Consider the following 18833-nt stretch of genomic DNA (forward strand, 5'->3'; position numbering starts at 1 on the left):
TCAACCTGCCAGGCGAGAATAAAGTTCGTCAGCACCAAACACCAACCCCAACCCGACTAAGAAATACACGAAATACTCTTTGGGAAATTTTTGCAATTTAAAGCACATGTAGCCCAGTATGACGATAATGCCTACCGCCACTGAGCGCACCAATGATCCTTGCAAATAACGCACGGCGCCATCAATCACCGATTCAACTGAGGTCGCAAAACAGGGTACAGGCAGTAAAGAACTTAACAAGGCGAGGTATTTCGCTTTTGCGAACTGTTTAAAACCATTGAGTTTGCGCATGGCCTTCTCCTTAGCGAACATTAGGCTTTTTGAAGTACACGTCATTGCAGGCTTTCTCGCTTAATCGGGCGGTGGCCATCTTGCGCGCAAAGATTTCCTCACGGTCGACATCAATATGAACAGGCGCTTGAATGCCCAGATACACTATCCCGTGATGTGCTGCTAATAACTTCACCTGAATTTGGCTGTTATTTAAAAACAGTTTGTCGCCAAGCCGGCATTGTAAAACCAGCATGGAGTCGGTCTTGATAAACTGCGTTCCCTCCGCCGGCGTATCGATATCAATCCGAGTCGAGGATTTAATGCCTAAGTGAATAAGGTCGCTATCGAGATGCAGTACCTTCAACTGGATTTGACCCTTATCAATCAGAATCAACTCGCCTTCTCTTCTTCCCAATATCAGCATGGTGTTCTCCCTTAGTTGCTGTTTAACATTTGTTTGATGAATCTTAAATGCGCCAGTCCTACTTCTAACGGCGCAGGGTTCGCCTGCTTTTTGTTTTCCTGTTCTTTTTGCTCGTCTTGCCGCTTTTGAAAGCTTCGGCACAGGTCGTAAAATTGCGGCAGTGTTGGCGGAAACTCCTTCTGTTTCAGGCAACATTCGATTGCCTTGTCGATGATTTCTGGCGCAAAGTCTTTCAAGCTGTTTAGCCACTCTTTTTTCATGAACGCGATAAAGCCTTCTTCTTTCAGCTGTGAGCGCCAAACCGCGCCGTAGAACGAGGCAAACTTCATAAACAAGCGGTTAATGTGCGCCTCGAACGTTTCCCCTGAAGGGGATGATGTTGGAGTCTGTGCTTTCGGTTTCACATCCGCTTTGGCATTCTGACCAGAGCGGATCGTGGTTTGGGGTAGCTGAATAAGATTTTTGATGTGTTGCATGGTGGTCGTCCTTTTTGTTTTGAGTCGGTAATTCATCGTTCCAGCATTGCTGGGTTATCCAGTTGCCGGCGTTCTTCCAGTTCGGCATCCAGCGCTTGAGGGCAATTTGTTGGTCGTAGTAAGCGATTTGCAGTTGCAAGGCATTCATCATTCGCTGAAACAATTCCGCAGAGGGATTTAATTCCTGAAAAGCCTGCAAGGCCTGAGGCTGGGAGCGCTTGACCGGATACGCCGACCAAAATTGCTCGAATTGCTTAGCTAATAAAAATAAATAATTATTATTACTAATATGAGGTATGGCGGGTTGAGCTGTTTTTGCTATGGCGGCTTGCTGATTAACTTTATCAAAAGCCCTTGCCCCGTCTGGGCTATTTGAGTTATCCACAATGGCGGAATGGTGTGGCGCCTTAGTGGCGGGTTTATTTTGGACAGAAAAACGCTCAGTCGCTAATAAACATTTAAAAATAAGGGCGTGCTCAGTGCTATGAATCTCGATTAATCCAGCTTTCTCTAACCCTTTAATGGCTCGGCGGATCTGATCTTTGCTTGGGCTTCCGCTCTGAATACCAGGATGAGGTTCAGCATAGAGAGACTCAGCTATCGATTGATAACTGATCTTGCGCTTAACTCCTGTTATGCGTGTGTTTATGTCCATATAAGGGCGTATTCCTACTAAGTAAGCCAACTGTTGAACCTGCGGTAAGCCATAAAGCCCTGCAAGCTCATCTTTATTAATAAAAAAATCCATAACGAACACTTCATCCCTAACGTTTTAATGCACTTGATTTTGAGCCAACACTCACATACATTGAGCGAATCGATACTGACTATCCCTTAACTCTTGACTAATTCATTGACCATTTGATGCAAATTTGTTAAAGCTATTAGTTCAATGGGTTGTGTTTTATGGGATAATACGTATATTAAAATAAATTATACCTATAATGCGTATTATGTAAATACATTATACGCAATTTTGGTATATAAATTATTTGTACTAGGTTTCTATGAATGAAAATACAGATGATCAACGTTTAAATGCCGGCCGGCGTATTAAAACCGCTAGAAGTTTGGCTGGTATATCTCGTAAAGATTTGGAAGAGAAATTCGGTATTAGTATGCATACTCTCCAATCATGGGAGTTAGGCAGAAACCCTCTGAATGAAAAAACAGCATCCAAACTAGTAGAGATATTGCATAACGCAGGCGTTAGCTGTTCAATGCAATGGCTTCTTAATGGATCAGGTAAAAGCCCGAGTCTACTGAATTCTGACTTTGTACCTTTCCCAGCACTTGATAAAGATATAGCCCCCCTGCTTAGTCAAGAAAGCTCCATCCAGAGAGAAATCGAGTTTTTTAAGTCAAACAATCCAAATGCCATTGCCGTCATGGTTTCGGATGACACAATGGAGCCCATATATTCCAAGGGTGATTTTGTTGGGGGTGTTCAATACTTTAATCCATCGGATATTGAAAAATGCATCGGGCATGATTGTATAATTGAGCTCAGTGAGGGAACGTATGTCCGACGTTTAATGAAAAGAAAAGATGGCTTTGCCATAACTTGTCTAAATCCTCAAACAGAAACAGAAGAGCCGGTAATCTTCACAAAAAAAATTCTAGTGGCTACCCCCATTATTTGGCACCGTTGGAAACTCAGAGTTTAATAGTCGAACTTAACTAATTTAAAAAAATAGAAGTATTTTAAGTTCACTGGAACAAATGCGCAAATACATGATTTAGAAAGAAAAATTATATAAACGAAAATGAAGTGGTGGTTATTCCATGGTTCTCCATAACTAAGCTGTTACTTTACCTTACATCCAATACAAAGTTTGAATATATCCAATCATAAAACGCAACAACTATCGTTTATTTCTTCTTTGCAAATAATTCATCGCGCGGCATAAGGTTCGTTGTTTGTACTACAATAAATATTGAGCCTCTAACTTGAGAAGTTACGGAATTAGTAAGGAGAAATTCTTGCAAACATTTTTGTAATGCTTCTCCTTGGTATTAAGAGATGTATGAGTGGAGGATCATGGGGGATTTAAAACCTGGCGAGTGCCGTCCGTAAGGAGGAATTGAAGTATTTATGGTTATATCATCCACTATGGTTTTTAGATAGCGTTCAATCGCTAGGCTACAGTAATTCCAAGGCTGTAAATACATTCCCCCCCTTCATGGGATCAACTGCTAAATTTTATGCGATTCCTAGAATGGTTTAACCAGCCCAATTAATTTTGTTTACCGCTTTAATTTTATGCTCCGGGGCTAAGTGCGCGTATCGTAATGTCATTTTTATATCAGAATGACCCAGTAACTCTCTCACTGTATTTAAATCTATTCCTGCCATCACTAATTTACTAGCAAAATGATGTCTTAAATCATGCCAGCGAAAATCAAATATTTGCGCCTTTTTTAAAATTGTTGTCCAAGATCGTTTAATATTATTGAATGGCTTATTTTCCTTACTTGGAAATACCAGACCATTTGGTACAGTATTTTTTTTATAAAGCTGCTCAATTATTTTGTAAGCCTCATCATTAAGAGGAATATAGCGAGAGTTACTATTTTTTGTGATCTCGCCAGTAATTATAATTGAGCGCTCTTGTAAATCTATCATTTCCCAAGTTAAGTGAAAAAGCTCGCCTTGCCTCAACCCGGTATTAATTGAAATCAGAACCATTGGTCTTAGATAGTCACAATGATCATTTTCATCATACTCCGGCAGCAAATTATATCCACGTGCTTGCCTCCACTCGTTACCTTTTTTTCGATCTTGCTTTAATTGCTCTTCTCGCTCAGCCAAGGCTTGCCGTAAGTTCCTTTCTTCATCAAAAGATAAATAACGTACCTTAGGTGCTCTATCAATTTTAGAAAGCTTCAAATTTTTTAAGTAATTCTCTTTAATAAATCCCCATTCTACCGCTTTAGTAAATAAAGATTTCAATGTACCAATATCTCGATTAAGTGTTGCGTTAGAAATGCCATCATTTAATCGTTTGATTCGCCATTGCTCTATAAGCGAAGGCGTTATTTCTTCTAAAGGCTTAGAAAATAACTTATCAAAGCAGCGTCTGATTGTGGCAAGCGTTTTGTCCCCTCTTTTATGATGAGTTAAAACCCAAGGTTTATATTCATTTTCAAAGAACTCCCCTAACGTTTTAGGCTTATTGCTTCCTCTTTTGGCTTTTGGGTCAATCCCTTTATTAAAGTCATTTAAGATTTCGACTGCCTTTTCTCGAGCCTGAGCAGGAGTAATTACTCCCACAGAACCAATATTTATCTTGCCACCTCGTTTATACTGACAAACATAACGCATTGTTCCAGAGGGGAATACTCTAAGAATAAATCCTTTTAAATCGGTATCATGTACCTCATATTCTTTGTCTTGGTGAACTAATTTTTTTAGTAACGTATTGTTAATTTTGGCTTTCATTATCCAGCCCCAATTCAAACATGATTTTTTCTTCTAGTTGATCTGCGTCTGGTAAAGCATCTCTCAACTGTTTAGGTATATCACGTGTTAATTGATACCCTGCTACCCCAACAGGTTTATCAATACCTCGTAATGCATACTCAACATCAAACTTGCTATGATCACCACATAAAATAATACCAATAGAGGGATTTTCATGAGGTTCTTTAACAAAATCATCTAACAAATTTAAATAGAAGTTCATTTTACCAGCATATTCCGGCTTAAATTTCGATCTTTTTAGCTCTAAAGCAACAAGTGCTTGCAGTTTGCGGTGATAGAATAATAAGTCAATAAAGTATTCTGAATCTGGTGTAACAATGCGGTATTGATTACCGATAAAACTAAAACCATAACCGAGTTCTAAAATAACATCCTTAATCTTTTCCACCATACGGCTTTCAATCTCAGTTTCTATCATTGGCTTAGTAATACCAAGCATATCGAACATGTAAACATCTTTCATGGACTGATCCGCTTGTTCTGCTAGCTCTCTTGGCAACGTGACATTGAAGTTATGTTTTTTATCAGCTAAGTGGTGACGTTCATAAGCATTTGAATTAATTTGTGTGCTTAACGCGTCCCTTGTCCAGGCCTGTTCTTTAGTCGCAGTAAGATAATAAAGTCGCGCCTCATTGTTTTTGACTTTATTCATAATGAGTAGATTTTGTCCCCAGGGAACTTCTGCGACAAGCTGTCGCAGATTTGGGTGATCTTTATACTCTATATAAAAGCGCCGCATATCCCATAAGTTTCTGGGAGAGAAACCAAATTTTGCCTCAGGAAAGATTTTTCTTAAATCTACAGACAATTTCTCTACGAAAGACTTCCCCCAAGAGTGTTCACTTTGATGTTGCACTATATGCTCACCAAGCCACCAATAAAGAGATATAGCCTCTTTATTTACCGATTTAGCGGCACGTGTTCTAGCTTGGCGAATCTCACTAGCTACTCGATTTAAAAAACTATGATATTCTGGCAGGTCTTGGGTTGATAGTTCGTTCACAAACAGCTCTCTATCCATGGATGATTATTTCTATTAAGCAGTATATACTTTTTCAATTAGGGTGCATATAGGGTGCAAATTAATTGCGTATGGTTATATAACAATGTATTTCCATGCAATGAAAAACCCGTTAAACCCATTATTTATAAGGGCACTACTTGCATGGAGATACATAGAGATATATCGAGATGCTTATTATATCCCCCTCCTAAGGGGCAGGTCGGAGGTTCGAATCCTCTCCGGGACGCCAATAGATCAGATGGTTACTTTAATACCTCTCGGGTGCATTCTAGATTAGCCCCTGTAATTAAGCATCTGACTTCCACAATGCGAGACATCATGATTCGCACCGCTTTTGCGGAGGGGAAAGTATGTTCTTGCAAAGTTTAATTAAGGCTTGGGGCTTCGCTAAAGTCTTCTTCTGAACATGAGGGCAGTGAATTCCATAAAGCGCCACCAAAATCCACTAAATTGCAAGGAACACTTGCTATAGCTACAAGTGAGCTCATCAGAGAAAAACCTATTGTGTCGCAAGCTTCCCCCATAGCGTGATTCCCACCTTTTATATTGCCAGCCACATAGTTGCAAAGCCCCCATAAAAACTGAGCAGCTGCTACACAGCAAATCCCGCAGATACTACTGTGAAAATGATTGGAGCGACAACCAGACTGATAAGTCGCGATGCAAAATCTGAAGCTGACTCAAATTTTTCAAAAAAGCAAACTTGATTTTCTTTATATTCCTTTCCCTCAGTGATAGCGGCATCCCTTGGACGAAGCGACATACTGAAAAATATGATTCGACCCACAGAGGAGGGAGGCTTAGGATTAGCAGATCCCCATCCAAATGGTTTTCTCCCACTAGACGCTTTAGAAGCGGTTTCACTCGTTGTTGCATCCGGGAATGTGTCGGCTTTACACGAGCCAATCAATCCTAAGGAAGAGGGCGGACTTAATCTTCCAATGCATATTGGTATTTTTAAAGCGGAAGACAATCTGTTTACAGCGGCTAAGCATGGGCGAATTGAGATGCTTAGAGAGTTAGTCCGACCTCATTCTGAAGGCGGTAAGTTTGGACTCTCGATTAATACCAAAGATCATAATGGTGGTGACTTGGTATTAAGTGCAGTCATGGGCGATCAGGTGGAGATGTTGCGTGAGCTAATAAAGCCTGTCTCAGAAGGTGGTTTTGGCCTTTCACTCAATACAAGAGATATTGTCGGCTTTACCCCTGTGTCCTTAGCGGTTAGGCTCGGTAAAATCCGCATATTAAATGAGCTTATAAAACCCATTTCTCAGGGCGGTTTTGGGCTCCCATTTAACGTTGAAAAAGCATTGCGTAATAATTCAGACGATTTAGAAGTGCTGAAGTTCATATTCCGTTATCAACTGCGACAATTAGGAAATGGAAGATTAGGGGATGCTTTAAGATGGCTTAATGACTATAGAAAACTGATCAATCAGCACAAAGAGTTGAAGGAGATGTGTCTTGCATTCATGAAATCTGTATTATGCCAATTATATGCAAGAGAAAATGTTAATTATGCTGAAGTAAATTTTATTAAGGAGGAAATTAATAAGTTATCTGGCAATTCCGATGAAGCAGATTTTGTCATTGCCAGATTCCTTGCAGAACGAACTGATTTTATTCGTTCATTTTTACAATATGAAAGTATTGTGAGGCGCAATAACTCGCCCCGACAGCATGAAGCGGAATTTGAAATGGCTGATTTGATTTACCGTGGTGAAATAATATTATTTGACAATCATAGTATTAATTTTGCAGCCTCTGGAGCGAGACATCCAACTACACTTGAAGAGGCCAAGAACTCGAGCAATTAAGGGAAAAAGAAAGCAAAAACCTGCCCATTATGAACCAGAGAGCAAGGCATGTGTACGAATTATTATTAGGAAATCCATTACCACAAGCTGCTTTTTTACGCGCTCGATGTGAAGAAATTTTCCAGGGAAATCTATCGCCAACTCTTCTTTCTGATAATAATAGCAAGAAACGTAATCAGGATGTTTTACAACCTAATGAAAAAGAGCATCAAGTAGGTTTCTTTAAAAAGCCACGAAATGAGTCTGAAGAATCTCCCTGCACTAGCAAGACATTGGAGATGTAAAAATTATCTTTGTCGTATGTCGGGCCATTTCGTCCGGCATATGATGATACTATAAAAATTTTATATAATATAAGTTGTGGTTTGCCGGATCTATCTGAATGCTATGCATTTGAATCTCATAATTTCTGTAATATTTTTCTCCATTGTGAATAAAGACTATGAGGTTAACCTGAGAATCCCCACACTTTAATCATTCCAAGCGCATATATCTATTTGACGAAAATATTGATAAATTGATATGATTTTTATCTTTTAATTATCGATAACTATATGTCTAAACTTAAACCGCATAGACTTGAACTATTCAAACTTACTGTAAAAACAACCAATATTTATTATGAGATGATGTTATTTGCGGAGGATCTTGAAGAGGCTAGAGAGTATTTGAGTCTGGTATTAAAGGACTTTTTAAACGCTGAAATCGATTCTGAACCTAATTATGAAAATCATAACGGCACAACGTTCAGTTTTGAAGATGAACTTAATTTAATTGAAGCAGGCAACTTTGTATGTCAAAAAAAAGCAATTACTGCACAGGATTTAGCATCTATGAACTCAGAGAATACTATTAATATTTATATAGTTGCTATTAGCACTCGTGCCATACTATGTAATGAAGATATTGAAAAAAATGATTTAGGAAGTCGTTCCCAAGTTAGTTTTACGATGTAGCTGGACCTCTATATTAGGAAACCAATTAGATGGAAAATTGATAAACTAAATATGACCTGACAGAACACCTCCTGGCTACTGCTAGTTAATATTTGAAAAAATGGCAAGTTTCCAGCGACCTGATTTTTACGTCTACTGTTTTGAAAAGAGCGAGTACGCTGGCTCTATTGGAGTTTTTTCAAAGCAATAGGCGCGAAAAGCAATCGGATATACATTCTAGCTCCAAATGAGACCGTCGCTCTTTTCCCCGGCTTTCCTACACTTCTTGTAATTGGATTTTCTTATTTGTGTTCACCATAATTACAAAAAGGTTATTGCAAGGGCAGCCCATGGTTCTTTCCTTATTAAATTATAATAATTTTATAGGTCCTAAACCTGAAAAAGGTCATGCAGCTACTCATTTATTTTCTGAAGGAACATTTTCAGAACTGCCTGGGAAGTGGATTGTCAAGATTGCCGATGATCACATGATTGCCAGACACGAGGTGCTGGCACAGGAGCTTTTTCGATTATTCATTCCTCATCAGCAGCAAACACGCATTGCACAGGATGAAACAACCTACTTTGTCTGCTCAGAAAAAATAGAATCATATAGAGACCTCCCTTATGACAGCAGCCGTTTTGAGAGAGGAGATATTACAGGCTTGGGTCAAGCCATGTTGGTTGCAGTTTTTCTTGAGGAAATGGATTTAAAAAATGGTAACATAGGTATTGATGGCCAGAACAGAGTTGTAAAAATTGATGGTGATCAGAGCCTCGCATCTTTATTGAATTATAACCTTAAATTTAATCTTACATCTGAAACCATTGCTAAATTACCCGCTAAAAGCACATTTTCCGCAAGTAATTGGCTGAGTTTTCTTCCAAAAACGCTTTCGATTAATGAACAATACCGCTCTGAAATAAATCAGGCAATGCTAAGAGTTTTAGCTTTATCTGATGATTATGTCGATAAATTTGTTGAATTTTACATACCAGAAGACAATGAAATAAGCAGAAAGTCATATGCCGAGTTAATCAAAACCCGCAGAGACAATCTAAAAATAGCTGCGCTGGAAAATAGTTCCTTTAGACAGTATATTTTTACTCCTTCAGCGCAAAAAGATTTCAATGAATTTTTGCACCATATCAAATCATTTAGCATTGGTGGAGAATCTGTTGTACCAGAATATAGTTCTCAAACAGAATTAAACGACAATACCAGCCTGAAGGATTTACAAGCAGCGGCAACTTTACCAATATTGAATACGTTAAATGAACAACTGGAACTGATAAACAGTGGAACGATACAACCCGTAATAGACCTGGCTCCATTGGCGGATGAAGTGAACACCATAATTGCTGATGCAATAAAGATAAAAAATACCCTGGACCAGGAACTAAAAGAGCTACAGAATAATCAGAAAAATCAATTAGATTCCGTTTATAAGCTATATATTCAACTCAAAACACAAGAACTCTTGCCATTGGAAACTCAGAGTGACAGCGTTAAGGAATACAAAGAATTTCTAAAAACAAAAATTAATCCTCTGTTAGAAGAATATGTTGCGATTCTACAAGGAAGCGGATATCAGGCATCCTATATGCTGCATAAATTTCCTGATGATGAAGAATGGGCTCGTTTTGACTTTCCAGAAGCGAAACGCGCGAAAGAAAGTTTGAACATCATTAAATTAATGATAGGAAACAGATCCGGGATTGAATCAGCGTTAGGCGCTATAGACTATAGTATCAGGATGGCGAAGCAGTATGATCTATCCACTGCGTCCGAAGAGTTTTTGCTATTGTCGAAAGATAGATTTGTTAAAGGAATAATGGATACCCATTTACGAGAGAACATCCTTAAACTAAGCAAACATGCTGCAGAGCGCTACTCCACACTCGCTCCTGTTATAACACCCAATTGGAGGATTATACAAAGTGAACAAGTGACTGTAAGGAAATTGTTGTCAGAGATTAGCAAACATGTAGCCGCTCTGGAGAACGTACCGTCTATATTATCAGACTCTACAGAATATCTGAGAATTTTAGAACAATCTCTACAGAACCTAAGAAATTTAAAAGAAAAGATCAAGGAACAAAACGATCTGCAAAAAGAAATCGATCCTTCCTTTTTAACTGAAATAGAAAGCCGACTACAGAAGATTGTAGAGGGTATAAAACAAGATGAATTGATAAAAGCCAGTAAACCTACAGATGCCCCCACTCCAGGCAACCCATCGAATAGTGTTAGCGTTCCCAATAATTTTAAAATCAGAAATAATGTTCTACGAGTGCCCGAAGATGATCGGAAAGAAAATATTACTGCTGTATGTAATATATTAAATAATGATGATCTGATGAAAGGCCTGGATGGAACTGTACCCATTCTTATTCAGGAAATACGAGATTTAGCGAATGCTATTGATTATTCAGATGAAGAAAATATCTCTCACACACTTCTTACAATTAAGATAAAGATTCGCGACGCAGGTCAATTCAAGAGCACTGAGTATGTTAATGAGGTACTTGATTCCTTTAGACATTCCAATCATTTAAGCTTCAAAGAAATTCGACACGACTTAGAGAAGAATGCCGTTTTTAAAGAACAAATTGAATCGATTAATGCAGGGTCGCTTTCACGACCCTAATGCATTTTTTTTCCATTAGGTACAAGGGGATTAATCGTAGCCAGGCATATGGCCCCTTCCGAATCTGAGAAGCCGACCAGCAGAAATTGTGAGGTAAATCCCGCGATATTTTTCTCTCCCAGGTTTACACAGCCTATCACTGTTTTCCCGCGTAGAGACTCTGGCGTATAGTGCACTGTGATTTGAGCGGAGGTTTGCAGTACGCCGATCTCCGGTCCAAAATCAACCCAGACTTTATAGGCCGGTTTCCTGGCTCTTGTAAATGGCTCAACTTTTACAACAGTGCCCGATCGTAAATCAACTTTTTCAAACTCATCATACGATATTGTCATTCTGTCACTCCTTAGCTAGCTTTAACGCCCGCATGAATAATAAACAATAATCTGCAAAAGGATAAGACCCTGTCGTTCTAACTAATGCAAAAGTAGAATAATTTGTTCTGTAGTGCTATAAAGGCCTTTGTCGTCGCCTCTGGTGATAGAAACATTAGTTGGATAATTGGTAGGAAGCAGTTTTTGTGGATAATTGCGCCAGATTGTCACAATTTGAATAACTGGTAAGGAAAGTCAGATGTCTCAGCCTGTGTTTGTGAACCGAATATTGAACATGAAAAAGATTAAGTATATTGGTCTGGATATGGATCATACACTTATTCGATATAATACAGAGAACTTTGAGGCTCTCGTTTATCAAATCGTCGTCAGGAAACTGGTTGAGCAAAAAAAATATCCATCAGCTGTCTTAAACTTTACCTTTAACTTTTCAGATGCAATTCGCGGCCTGATTATAGACAGCAAAAATGGAAATATTCTTAAGTTAAGCCGTTATGGTGCTATACGACAAAGCTATCACGGCACCCGTCTAATCAGCTTTGCCGAGCAGAAAGAAATCTATCGCAGCACCTATGTGGATTTAAAAGATAGCAATTATATGGCAATTGATACCTCATTCTCGATTGCGTTCTGCGTTTTGTATGGCCAATTAGTGGATTACAAGGATGAATCTCCGGATGATTTGCCCAGCTATTCAGAAATTGCCCGGGACGTTTTGTATTGTGTCGATACAGCCCACTCGGACGGCAGTATCAAAAACTATATCGCGCAGCACCTCGAGAGTTTCGTCCAAAAGGATCCTGAACTTGTGGCTGGATTGAAACGCTATGTCCACTATGGTAAGAAGATTTTTATACTGACAAATTCCGATTATTTTTATTCCAAACTTTTACTCGATTTTGCCATCAATCCTTTCCTCGGCCAAAGCGAAACATGGGAGGATTTTTTTGAGATAGTTATAACGCTTGCTAATAAACCCCGCTTTTTTTATGACAATCTTCGCTTTCTGACGGTTAATCCGCAGGATGGCACGATGACCAACACGAATGGTTTGATTAGTCATGGGGTTTACCAGGGAGGTAATGCCAGAAAATTTACCGACGATCTGAAGTTAAATGGTGACGAAATTCTCTATATTGGAGATCATATTTACGGCGACATACTTCGTCTGAAAAAAGATTGCAACTGGCGTACTGCTCTGGTTGTTGAAGAGCTTGGCGAAGAAATTCAGGCACAGGTCAATTCTCTTCCGATTGAGGAGGAAATTATTGCCTCAATGAATTCAAAGAAAAAACTGGAGAAACAATATGTCGAACTTCACTCCAGAATTATCGAAGAGCATTTTGAGGAAGGAAAAGAACTTTTAAGCGAACTGCAACAAAAAATTGTGTCCATTGACACCGAGATCTCATCCTTGTTACAAAAACAGCAAACCTTTTATAACAAACGCTGGGGCAGAACATTTCGAGCTGGCGCTGAAGAGAGTTATTTTGCCTATCAAGTGGATCGTTTCGCCTGTATATATATGGAAAAACTGACTGATTTGTTCGCTCAATCCCCTATCACTTATTTTCGAGCCTATCGACGACTTCTTGCCCATGACATAGAAGTGCCCAACGAGGAAGCGGCTGTCTAGCCTGAGAAATTGTTGATTTTATAAACTATACTTTTCCTAGTGATCGCTGAATAGTAACCAGGAAAAGTATAAAGCATGCAAATTCAATCATTTCAGTATATAAAAAATAAAGGATGGAGTGTCAACAACTTCCCACAAATTGATTCAGAAAATACTTTGGTATTAGTTTTTTCTTCCCCCTTTTTTCTTAATTATCAAGTTCCTCTAAGGCAGTTAGCAGATACTTATAAGAAATCTAAAATCATAGGGTGCTCCACAGCCGGAGAAATATTCGGTTCTCACATTGTTGATGAAAGCCTGGCAGTTGCTGTTATAAAGTTTGATAAAACCGCACTTCGCTTATGCACAGCCAGGGTAGCTCAACCCGCAGAATCCTATAAGGCTGGTGAGTTAATTGCTAATGAGCTACAAAGCCCTTCTCTGCGGAGTATTTTTGTTTTATCTGATGGCTTAACCGTTAATGGCACAGCCCTGGTCAAAGGTTTAAATGCCAATACCCAGGAGGGTTTAATTATTACTGGAGGGCTGGCGGCAGACGGCAGCCATTTCAGCCATACCTGGACATTATGTAATGGTGAAATCGTTGACAATTATGTAGTCGCTGTGGGTTTTTATGGTAATCATATTCATGTGGGCCACGCCTCACAGGGAGGCTGGGATATTTTTGGTCCGGCAAGGCGCATCACGCGATCTGAAGGAAATATTTTATACGAGCTGGATAATCAACCCGCCCTGCAGTTATATAAAGAATATCTGGGGGAACGGGCAGCAGAATTACCTGCCTCCGGTTTACTGTATCCTCTGGCGATAAAAGATGGAAATACCAAAAATCCAGTGCAGCTAGTCAGAACAATTCTGGGAGTCGATGAAAAAACTCAGTCTCTGATATTTGCTGGTGACATGCCGATGGGCTATCAGGCTCAATTAATGCGGGCTAATTTCGATCGCTTGATAACCAGTGCTTATGAGGCAGGCGAATTGGCAAAAAACAGGCTCTATGACAAAGAAGAGCCATTAAATTGTCCGGTTTTGGCAATTGCCGTAAGTTGCGTAGGAAGACGTTTATTGTTAGGAGAGCGAATCGAAGAAGAAACTGAATCTACTTTGGAAGCCCTGCCTCCCATGACCACGCAGATTGGATTTTACTCCTATGGCGAGCTTAGTCCTTTTAATCTGGGAAGCTGTGAATTACATAATCAAACCATGACCCTGACAACGTATTATGAAAGCAATTAATTGTAAATCGCTGTTACATGTGAGAGAAATGCGATGGAAGTTCATAAGCTCTTAGCGAGACAGTTAAACCGACTGCAATTGAAGATTGATGAATTGCCGCCTGATTTGGATAAATGGCAAGAGTTGATTTCTCGTATTAATAAAACCTATCAGGAAGCAGATCAGGACAGATATCTGATAGAACGGTCGATGGATATTTCCTCTCGGGAAATGCAGATGCTCAATGAGAAACTTGAACAGGCTCAGCATATTGCAAAAATGGGCTACTGGTTTTATGACAATAATACCGGTAATACCGTTTGGTCGAAGGAACTTTATAGAATTATTGATCTGGACCCCTTGCACGGAGCTCCAGACTATAATGAGTTTTTCACACTGGTACACCCTGATCATCACGACTTGCTTCAAAAGCTGGTGAGCAATGCTATAGACAAGCAAATTAATTATGACTGCGAAATTAAAATTAAAGACTCTACAGGTGAATACCGATGGTTTCACATTATTGCTCACTGTCTTGAAGAGCCTGGCCAACTAACCGGAATTATCAGAGATATTCACAAAGAAAAAGAAGCAGAAGAAAAAATTCGAGAATTGCATGATCAGTTTATGCAATCCGCCAGACGAGCAGGTATGTCCGAAGTAGCGACGTCAATTTTACATAATATCGGCAATATTTTAAACAGCTCCAATCTTTCTATAAATATTTTAAGAGATGAATTTAAACAACCTTATTATCAGAAATTGGGACAGGTCATTGAAATGATTAGGAATAACGAAAAAGATTTAGCCAATTACTTTGATGAGGATCCCAAGGGCAGATTGATCCCCCAGTACTTGTTAAAATTAAGCGAGATCATTATAGAAAACAATCAAAAATGCGAAGCAGAAATTGCCAATATCAGCAGAGATTTACATCATATTAAAGATATCGTTTCGATGCAGCAATGTTTCAGCGGCGTACCCGGAGTCCAGGAAAAAATTTTCATTCCGGATATCATCGACACTGCCTTACAGTTGTCAATTAATTTGGCACGAGATACGTTCATTGAAATTAAAAAAGATCTTGAGCCCGTTTTTATCGTTTCAGATAAATCCAAGTTGCTACAAATATTAGTTAATTTAATTCGCAATGCAAAAGATGCCGTTTTAAGCAATATTAACAAGAATAAGGAAATTGAATTAATCGCTCAAAAGCATAATGACAGCATTCATATTACTGTCAAAGATAATGGTACGGGAATTGACCCTGAGAATTTGAATAAAATATTTTCCTTTGGTTTTACTACCAAAGCAGAGGGGCATGGTTTCGGCTTGCATAGCTCGGGATTGTCCACTCAGGAAATGGGAGGCTCATTGACGGCCTACAGTGAAGGGTTGGGTAAAGGGGCAGTATTCAGATTAACACTACCCTCCCAGAAAAATTATCTTCAACCGAAACGGATCTTCAATGAATGACATCGAATTACGCATTATTATTATTGATGATAATCCCGCCATTCATCAGGATTTCATCAAAGTTTTGACCACAGAAAAAAGGTCTCCACTGTTTGATAAACTGGATATGGAATTATTTGGCGAAACCCAGCCTAAAGAAAATCTTAATTTACTTCCGGAATTTCAAATTGATACAGCATCCCAGGGAATGGAAGGTGTTGAAAAAATAAAGACCGCCTATTACTCAGGAAAACCCTATGCACTCGCTTTTGTAGATATCCGCATGCCTCCAGGCTGGGATGGAATTGAAACAATTAAGCGCATGTGGGAAATTGACCGGGAAATTCAGGTCGTTATTTGTTCTGCCTATTCGGATTACTCCTGGGAAGAAACTGTCACTAATTTGGGGATGACAGATAATCTGCTTGTTCTTAAAAAACCATTCGACAAAGTAGCTGTGCGCCAACTGGCCTGTGCATTGACCAAGAAATGGATCTTGTCCAAAGAATCCAAAAGCCATACAGAATCCTTAAATCGCATTGTTAAAGAAAGAACAGAGTCCTTGCAACAATCGCTTTCGCTATTGCGAGCAACCATTGAATCTTCCGCCGATGGCATTCTGGTGGTTAATCTGGATAAAAAAATTATAGATTACAATACTAAATTTGTTGCTATGTGGGAAATACCAGAATCAATCATGGATTTGGGTAATCAGACATTAATGCTGGAATATATGGTTGAGCAACTGCAGGATGCGGGTGAATTGTTAAGCCAGATTGACCATTTGTCTGATAATATCAATGAAATTAGTCAAATTGTGGTTAAATTTAAAACAGGAAGGATTCTCGAATGCCGTTCTCAACCCCACAGAATAAATTATGAAACGGTGGGTCGGGTATGGAGTTTTCGCGATATAACCGATCAGGCACTACTGGAACAGAAACTCGAATATCAGGCTACACACGATCCCCTGACCGGGCTGCCCAATCGGGTATTACTCCATGATCGCATTCAGCAGGCAATTGCATCCTCAGCCAGGCATGAGCGTTATTTCGCAATTATTTTTTTCGACCTTGACCGTTTCAAACTGGTGAATGATAGTTATAGTCATCAATTTGGCGACGAATTGTTATGCGCTGTAGCAAAACGGCTTTCTTCATTAGTGAGGGAAGAGGACACTTTGGCACGTTTGGGTGGTGATGAATTTGTCATGCTGATTCCTGAGTTGAATAAATCGGAAGCAAGCCTCAATGTCGCTCATAAGATTTTAATGCTCTTTACTCAACCCTTCATGATTCTGGGTAAGGAAATTAATACCAGTGCAAGTATTGGCATCAGTATTTATCCCACTGATGGCAAAACTGCGAATACCTTGCTAAAACACGCTGATCTAGCTATGTATATGGCCAAAGAGCAAGGCGGGAACCAACTCAAATTTTATATTAATCAGTTAAATCATCAGAGTTTGAAGCGCCTGAAACAGGAAAATGAATTGCGCCGAGCAATAAGCAATCAGGAATTCTTCCTGCTTTATCAGCCCCAGTTTGATGTGAATCAGACACGCCTGTTGGCATTAGAAGCCCTGATACGGTGGCAGCATCCAGAAAATGGCGTTATTTTACCCTTGGATTTCATTCCAGTAGCAGAAGATTCCGGGCTCATCATCCCGATTGGTGAATGGGTGATTCGTGAAGTCTGCCGACAAATAATTGAGTGGCGCGACCGTGGGCTCCCGCTGGTTCGTGTGGCTGTAAATGTCGCCACACATCAGCTAAAACAGTGGAATTTTGCTGAAACAGTTCAATCTATTCTTAATGAATATCAGATTCCAGCTGAATATCTGGAAATTGAAATTACTGAAAATGTGATCATTACTCATGTTGAGGTCCAGCGCATGATTCATGAACTGAATAAAATTGGAGTAAAAATCGTACTGGATGATTTTGGTACCGGTAATTCCAGCCTCAATTATCTGAAACAAATTCACATAGATCGCCTGAAAATCGATCAATCATTCGTACAGAATATTTCAAAATCCAGAAGCGACGAAGTCATTATCGAAGCGATCATCGCAATGGCCAGAAGCCTGAATTTTCGAGTATTGGCCGAGGGAGTGGAAAGCGAAAACCAGATGAACTTTCTTAAGGATCAGGAGTGCGATGAAATTCAAGGCTATCTGCTTAGCAAACCGTTAAACGCAGATTCAATGGAACAACTGTTAAGAAAAGCGAGCATTGCCGCAAAAAAAGAGGATTAGGTTCCTCAACCTATACCTTGAGAAGTACATAATAAATAGCTCAGCAGAACTAGCGCGCCTCTCAAGCACTTTATTTAGGACGCTTTCTTTTGGTAGATGATGAGGAGTAGTTCGAGTTTGAAGAAGCACGACTGGGTGAAAATCCTGGCGCTACTGGGCCTGATCTACCACCAGATACATTTTCTAATTCTTTATCCGATATCAGTTTATCTTTAAATCTATGACCTGATTTCTTGTTTCCCATTGTAATCTCTGATAGAAATATGTACATCTAGTATAGTTTATATTTTGGGGCTTAATGTCCCTGCTAAACTGGTAGCATACAAACTTCTGTAAATGATTTAAAATCAATGTAGAATTCAATAATCTGCTACGATTTCTACAATAGTATTCATGAAAGACAATCGCACCGAATTTTCTAAAAATGTAATCAGACTCATTCGTTCGGTACCTGAAGGTAGTGTTGCCACTTATGGACTTATCGCCAGACTCGCCGGTAGTCCGCAGGGAGCTCGCGGAGTGGGCTGGCTGCTTCATTCGTGCACTGATAAACACCATCTTCCCTGGCATAGAATTATCAAATCAAACGGACAACTTTCTTTTCCACAGTCCTCTCCCCTTTTCGAGACTCAGAAAAGCAAGCTCGAAGCAGAAGGTGTTATTGTCGAAAAGGGTAAAGTTGATTTAAAAATCTTTCTTTGGGATGATAACCATTTTGGGTATAAGCAAGACCGCGAGTCCTTATTATAATTTAGATCCTATGTAGCCTGGTTGGCGCCTTGCGACAACCGGGGTTTTTCAGTATAAGTTTCAAGAAACCCCGGTTGTCGCAAGGCGTCAACCAGGCTACG

Annotated in this window: 17 protein-coding genes and 1 tRNA gene; 11 read left to right on the forward strand and 7 right to left on the reverse strand. The window is 39.5% G+C overall.

Translation table 11 applies throughout. The features are described from left to right. From LXA66_RS03085 to LXA66_RS03100, 4 genes are read right to left on the reverse strand one after another with little or no spacing between them, the layout of a single operon-like run. Positions 1-291 carry a TrbC/VirB2 family protein gene (locus tag LXA66_RS03085; RefSeq protein ID WP_233011869.1) on the reverse strand — a complete coding sequence of 97 codons (291 nt, stop codon included), beginning with the start codon at positions 289-291 and terminating at the stop codon, positions 1-3. A gap of 10 nt (positions 292-301) precedes the next feature. Next, positions 302-697 carry a carbon storage regulator gene (locus LXA66_RS03090; RefSeq protein ID WP_233011870.1) on the reverse strand — a complete coding sequence of 132 codons (396 nt, stop codon included), beginning with the start codon at positions 695-697 and terminating at the stop codon, positions 302-304. An 11-nt stretch (positions 698-708) separates the two neighbouring features. Beyond that, complete coding sequence (locus LXA66_RS03095; RefSeq protein WP_233011871.1) at positions 709-1026, reverse strand: Vir protein; 318 nt, start codon at positions 1024-1026, stop codon at positions 709-711. Positions 1027-1036: 10 nt separating this feature from the next. Beyond that, positions 1037-1921: a hypothetical protein gene (locus LXA66_RS03100; protein ID WP_233011872.1), complete on the reverse strand. Its 885-nt coding sequence runs from the start codon at positions 1919-1921 to the stop codon at positions 1037-1039. 259 nt (positions 1922-2180) lie between these two features. Between LXA66_RS03100 and LXA66_RS03105 the strand changes: the two genes are divergently transcribed. Next, positions 2181-2840 (forward strand): helix-turn-helix domain-containing protein, encoded by a 660-nt coding sequence (locus LXA66_RS03105; RefSeq protein ID WP_233011873.1) that lies wholly within the window; start codon positions 2181-2183, stop codon positions 2838-2840. A 557-nt stretch (positions 2841-3397) separates the two neighbouring features. Here the strand turns inward: LXA66_RS03105 and LXA66_RS03110 are convergent. Together LXA66_RS03110 and LXA66_RS03115 are read right to left on the reverse strand one after the other, a co-directional pair. Next, entirely contained in the window at positions 3398-4615 is a 1218-nt protein-coding gene (locus tag LXA66_RS03110) for a tyrosine-type recombinase/integrase (protein ID WP_233011874.1), read from the reverse strand. Then, the gene (locus LXA66_RS03115) at positions 4599-5660 is read right to left on the reverse strand and encodes a PDDEXK nuclease domain-containing protein (protein WP_233011875.1); all 1062 of its coding nucleotides are present in this window, start codon (positions 5658-5660) and stop codon (positions 4599-4601) included. The genes LXA66_RS03110 and LXA66_RS03115 overlap by 17 nt, the downstream gene beginning before the upstream one ends. Positions 5661-5837: 177 nt before the next feature. On the opposite strand from LXA66_RS03115, the gene LXA66_RS03120 reads away from it, so the two are divergent. The 5 genes from LXA66_RS03120 (at position 5838) to LXA66_RS03140 (ending at position 11087) form a co-directional block, all read left to right on the forward strand. Further along, positions 5838-5910: transfer RNA gene (locus LXA66_RS03120), tRNA-Arg, on the forward strand. 712 nt (positions 5911-6622) lie between these two features. Then, positions 6623-7501 (forward strand): ankyrin repeat domain-containing protein, encoded by an 879-nt coding sequence (locus LXA66_RS03125; RefSeq protein WP_233011876.1) that lies wholly within the window; start codon positions 6623-6625, stop codon positions 7499-7501. A gap of 50 nt (positions 7502-7551) precedes the next feature. After that, entirely contained in the window at positions 7552-7785 is a 234-nt protein-coding gene (locus tag LXA66_RS03130) for a hypothetical protein (protein ID WP_233011877.1), read from the forward strand. Positions 7786-8055: 270 nt separating this feature from the next. Further along, positions 8056-8457, forward strand: a complete 402-nt coding sequence (locus LXA66_RS03135) for a hypothetical protein (protein ID WP_233011878.1) — start codon at positions 8056-8058, stop codon at positions 8455-8457. A 683-nt stretch (positions 8458-9140) separates the two neighbouring features. Next, positions 9141-11087 (forward strand): hypothetical protein, encoded by a 1947-nt coding sequence (locus LXA66_RS03140; RefSeq protein ID WP_233011879.1) that lies wholly within the window; start codon positions 9141-9143, stop codon positions 11085-11087. Here the strand turns inward: LXA66_RS03140 and LXA66_RS03145 are convergent. Next, positions 11084-11419 carry a tRNA-binding protein gene (locus LXA66_RS03145; RefSeq protein WP_233011880.1) on the reverse strand — a complete coding sequence of 112 codons (336 nt, stop codon included), beginning with the start codon at positions 11417-11419 and terminating at the stop codon, positions 11084-11086. The genes LXA66_RS03140 and LXA66_RS03145 overlap by 4 nt on opposite strands. Before the next feature lie 238 nt (positions 11420-11657). Here LXA66_RS03145 and LXA66_RS03150 point away from each other — a divergent pair, with 238 nt between their 5' ends. From LXA66_RS03150 to LXA66_RS03170, 5 genes are all read left to right on the forward strand, one after another. Next, on the forward strand, positions 11658-13055 hold the full coding sequence (locus tag LXA66_RS03150) for an HAD-IG family 5'-nucleotidase (RefSeq protein ID WP_233011881.1): 1398 nt from the start codon (positions 11658-11660) through the stop codon (positions 13053-13055). A gap of 75 nt (positions 13056-13130) precedes the next feature. Further along, entirely contained in the window at positions 13131-14291 is a 1161-nt protein-coding gene (locus LXA66_RS03155) for an FIST signal transduction protein (protein ID WP_233011882.1), read from the forward strand. Between the two features lie 33 nt (positions 14292-14324). Beyond that, positions 14325-15746, forward strand: coding sequence for an ATP-binding protein (locus LXA66_RS03160; RefSeq protein ID WP_233011883.1), 1422 nt, complete (start codon positions 14325-14327; stop codon positions 15744-15746). Beyond that, positions 15739-17982 (forward strand): EAL domain-containing protein, encoded by a 2244-nt coding sequence (locus LXA66_RS03165; RefSeq protein ID WP_233011884.1) that lies wholly within the window; start codon positions 15739-15741, stop codon positions 17980-17982. The genes LXA66_RS03160 and LXA66_RS03165 overlap by 8 nt, the downstream gene beginning before the upstream one ends. A gap of 393 nt (positions 17983-18375) precedes the next feature. Further along, a complete protein-coding gene (locus LXA66_RS03170; protein WP_233011885.1) occupies positions 18376-18732 on the forward strand; it encodes an MGMT family protein in 357 nt (118 codons plus the stop codon). The last annotated feature ends 101 nt before the right edge of the window (positions 18733-18833 follow it).

The sequence above is a fragment of the Legionella sp. 16cNR16C genome (assembly GCF_021297775.1).
In the GTDB taxonomy this organism is placed as follows: domain Bacteria; phylum Pseudomonadota; class Gammaproteobacteria; order Legionellales; family Legionellaceae; genus Legionella_C; species Legionella_C quinlivanii_A.